Origin of the sequence: Streptomyces scabichelini (assembly GCF_011045015.1) — a bacterium.
Taxonomy (GTDB): Bacteria; Actinomycetota; Actinomycetes; order Streptomycetales; family Streptomycetaceae; genus Streptomyces; species Streptomyces scabichelini.
Genome location: NZ_JAAKZY010000480.1, coordinates 1 through 820, shown reverse-complemented (window position 1 = coordinate 820; position 820 = coordinate 1). Strand labels below are relative to the sequence as shown.

1 protein-coding gene is annotated in these 820 nt (G+C 71.1%); it reads right to left on the bottom strand.

Going from position 1 to position 820, the window contains the following annotated elements:
- Window positions 1–86 precede the first annotated feature (86 nt).
- Window positions 87–820, bottom strand: a 734-nt coding sequence (locus G5C60_RS50800) for a DNA-3-methyladenine glycosylase family protein (RefSeq protein WP_165271117.1), incomplete at its 5' end; no start/stop codon positions are given.

Below are 820 nucleotides of genomic sequence, written 5' to 3'. Positions count from 1 at the left end.
ACCCATTCCCATCCCTGGGGGCGGCAGCCCCCAGGGATGGGAATGGGTAAGGGCGGCGGGGGCGATTCACCTGGCGCGACGGGCCGTCACAGCCGCCCGATATCCCCACGGGGCATACGAGGCTGACGCCGCGGCGGCGTACGCCCGCTGAGCAGAATCAGCCGAGCAGCCCTGTGCCGCTGCCCGGCGTACGGCTCCAACAGCTCCAACATGACGGAGTCATCCGCATCCCGGTCGCCCGCCAGGGCATACCCCACGATCCCCGGCAGATGAAGGTCCCCGACCGTCACCGAATCCGCCGCCCCATGACTCCGCTGCACGGTCTCCGCCGAGGTCCAGGGCCCGATCCCGGACACAAGCTCAAGCCGAGCCTGCGCAGCGACCGGCTCGAACCGCACGGCCTCCTCAAGCCGCCGAGCCACCCGGACAGCCCGCAGAATCGTCGACGCCCGCTTGTTGTCGACCCCGGCCCGATGCCACTCCCAGGAGGGGATCAGCGCCCAGGTCCGCGGCTCCGGCATGACGTACATCCGCCCGGGCGCGGGCCCAGGCGCCGGCACACCGTACTTCCGTACGAGCAACCGCCACGCCCGGTACGCCTCGTCCGTCGTGACCTTCTGCTCAAGAATCGACGGAATCAACGACTCCATGACCCGCCCCGTACGCGTCAGCCGCAGCCCCGGCCGCCGATGCCGCGCCAACGCCACGAGCCGATGCCGGGGCTCGAAGGCGGCGGGATCGTCCAACTCCCCGAGCATCTGAGGGAGTTGCTCCAGCAGCCACTCGGCCCCTGGCCCCCACGCCTGCCCTTCGGCCACCC